This window comes from Reichenbachiella agariperforans (assembly GCF_900142205.1).
GTDB lineage: Bacteria > Bacteroidota > Bacteroidia > Cytophagales > Cyclobacteriaceae > Reichenbachiella > Reichenbachiella agariperforans.
In genome coordinates this window covers 1-3,793 of sequence record NZ_FRAA01000018.1, presented here as the reverse complement: position 1 = coordinate 3,793, position 3,793 = coordinate 1, and the positions used below count along the sequence as shown (strand labels likewise).

Genomic DNA, 3,793 nt, shown 5'->3' with positions numbered 1-3,793 from the left:
AAACACACCTCACTGTTTGTGAAGGTGGTACTGGATATCCTAACGGTGCTATCGAATTGAACAACATCACTGTAGCGGGTGCCGCTGCTACCACAAACCTCGAGTACACTTGGTACTATGGCTCCTCAGTTGATGCAGCTAAAGTAATCGAAGACGGAGACAACATCTTTGACCTCAAAAACGGAAGTGCTACAGGTATTACTGCAGTAGCAGTTGCTGGAGCAACTACTGAAAACATCCAAAACCTAAACAACGGTATATATACTGTGGTGGTATTGGATCAAAACTCAGGATGTGAAGCAGATCCTATTTCCGTCACCATCAACAACAACCCTCCGGCGGCTTATACAGCTGACTATGATGCTAACCCTGCACTTACCATCAACAACTCTATTTGTGATATCACAGTAGCTACTTCTGGTCTATACAATGGTCAGATCACTGTACAGCCAGATGCTGGTGTTGCAGGTGACTATACATGGGAATGGTTCTTAGGATCGAACGATGATACACCTATCGCATCAGCTAGTTTCACGGCATCAGCAACTGACAATGTTCTGAGCCAGATTCCTGCCGGTGACTATACGGTTCGTTTGACACACAACACGACGAACTGTTCGAACCTACAGTCTTTCAGTATCATTGATGATGAAGTGGATGTTGTCATCGACAACTCCATAGCTGCCGATGTAATCGAAACAAACAATACCGTCTGTGAAGATGCAGCTGCTTACCCGAACGGTTCTATCGAACTGGATGACATCTCTGGAAGTGGTGACTATAACTTTAAATGGTACTATGGAACTAGCGTTGATGCAGCTAAATTAATTTCAAACAATACTGACTTACTATCCTTGAAAGGAACAGGAAGTAGTAATACTAATGTAGTCATCGATGATACCAACGAAACCATTAGCAATCTAGATGGTGGGTTCTATACCGTCGTAGCAACAGACCGAGCGACAGGTTGTGTCTCTGATCCGATCACAATAGAGATAGAAAATGCACCTGCGACAATCGTGATCAATACAGTGGTAGACAAAGATGACTACAGTTGTGATGCAGGAACGCCTACTGGCGCAATCACTGCAAGTGTAACATCAGGTACTACAGACTATACCATCCAATGGTATAAAGGCACCAATACCAGTGCGAGTGGTACGCTAGCCAATACAGCTACAAATGATACCGACAACTCCGCAACTGGACTTGCTGCGGGTACTTATACCGCTGTGGTCACAGACGACGTGTCAAAATGTAGTGTATCACAAAGTATCACGATCAAACGCTCTACACCAGTCATCACACTGGTCATGGGACAAACCCCGCAAACTACTTGTGCACCGAATGGCGAAGCAGTGGCGACTCCACAGGCTTTGACCTACACCAATGGTGCTCCTACTGACCACACTCCTATCGTGTATACCTATGCATGGTACGAAGGGCAAGTAGTTGCTGGTACGGCATTGGCAGATACGGACGAAACCTTAGAAGCTCAAGTCGCTGGATACTACACCGTAGTAGCTACAGAAACTACTTCTGGATGTAGCAGTAGTCCATACACCGTTGAGATTGTAGACGATGTAACGGCTACCGAACCTACTGCACTGATCAGTACAGGTACCAACCAAGGAGGAGTCAGTGGTTTGATTCCTACCAGCTGTGATGCCTATGGAACGATCGTAGCAGATGTAACCGATAATCCTAATGGAGCAAATATCACCTTCGAATGGTATGAAGGTTCGCTTGATTTTGCGGACGATCCAAGTGCTGGAACAATCTTAACTACTGGAGCTAGTTTGGCCAGTGATGCATCTGCTAGTGTTACTGTGAGTACTACACCTGGTGCAGGAACCGCTGGTTTTGCTTCACTAGCAGGTATTCCATCAGGACTCTATACTTTGGTGATGATTGATGCCTCTACAGGATGTAGATCACAGGAAGTATATGACCTGTCCTTCCTAGGTCAGCAAGCTACCACGACCATTGCGATTAAACACGTAGAAGAGTGTCCAGACGATGGGGAAGCTACCGTAGGATTATCTGACAACATTGATATCGAATACATCAACCTAACAGGTACTTTCGAAGATGGAGAAGAAGTCATCGCAAGCCCTAGTGGTGCGACAGGTATCATCTACAACAACAGTGGTACCGCTATGGACATAGCCACCACTTCATCAGTAGCCTTTACCGCTGCGGATGCGATCACAGGACAGACCTCAGGTGCCACTGCTGATATTGATGTACTCAACGATGGATACGTCGATGGAGAAGTAGATGATATATCCGAATATTTCATCTATCTATACTCTGGATCAGGTGTGCCAGCGGATAAATTCACCAACTACACGGTAGATGGTGAAACCTTCCCTAAAATCATCAATGCGAGTGGAGAAATCGCTGGTGCGGAAGTAACCTTCACAGGATTGCCAGCAGGCACCTATACTGCAGTGGCTCGAGAGAAATCAAACCCTGCCTTTAACAATAGTAGTACTGCACAGTGTTTTTCAGCGTCTGCTACGGACGAAATCCAACAAAGATCTTTCGCTCCTATCGTAGACTCTTACAGTCATGTAGACAACACGATCTGTGATGTTACTTTCCCAGCGGGAGGAAATGGATCGATCACGGTAACAGCTCGAAAAGATGTTGGAGATACAACCCAAACTGGCACGTTTGCTTTCACATGGTACGAAGTAGGCAGTGAATCTGCTGGAGATGAATTGAAAGCGACCGAAAGCAATGTCACCACTTCTACGATAGAAGATTTAGATCCAGGAGACTATATCGTCTACATCGATCGATTAGGAGCTGCTGGTAACACGGCCAACGGCTGTCAAACCACACAAACAGTAACCATTCAAGACGTTCCTGAAGTACATACAATTACAGATGCGAATATCACACACATCGTAGACTGTAGTGGTACAGGAGAGATCACGATCACTGATGCGATGATCACCGACGATGCGTCAGACTATAGCTATGAATGGTACAAAAATGCAGTATCAGGTACAGCGATCTCAGGAGAAAATGCTGCTACCCTATCAGGACAGTTAGCAGGTACCTACTTCGTAGTAGCGACACATACGCAAAAAGGCTGTGAGACCTCTGCATTCGAAATAGAAATTCTAGACAACTCCGAAGCGCCGACTGTGGTCATCACATTAGGACAAGGAGATGACTACTGTATCGTAGAAGATGACCGAGGCAATGGCGTCTTGAACTGGCGTGTAACTGGTGCTACTGGCACCTACAGTTACCAATGGTATACAGGTACAGCAGCCACTGCTGGCAGTGAAGTTACCGGAACAGGGATCACCAATATCTCTGGCTCATCGGCTGGTGCATCATTGGCCTTGGAAAACATTGCGAGTGGAGACTACACCATCGAAGTAACAGACACTTCGTCACCAGACGAAACGTGTGTAACCACAGCGACATTTACTGTTCCAGATACTACTCCGACAGTTACCTTAGGAGTAGACGATTACACCATCGTAGACAATGCCAACTGTAACGGTACAGGTTCTTTCGAAATCACTGACATCCTTGAAGATGGACAAAGTGCTGTTGTCGACCTTAGCTATGACTTGACTACAGACTACAGTTACGTTTTCGAAGCAAGAGGTGGTGGTGCTCACGGTGGATCGATTGACCCACTGACACCTAACAAGCTTGATGATTTGAGTGAAGGAGACTACCAAGTCACCATCACCAACACGACGAGTGATTGTTCTAGTTCGGTATTCTTCTTCTCTATTGATGATGTGTTCGAACTTCCTAACAT

General features: G+C 45.8%; 1 protein-coding gene. It reads left to right on the top strand.

The window, feature by feature from the left end; translation table 11 throughout:
* Positions 1-3,793: hypothetical protein (locus tag BUB99_RS20510; protein WP_170863861.1), on the top strand; the 3,793-nt coding region annotated here is incomplete at both ends.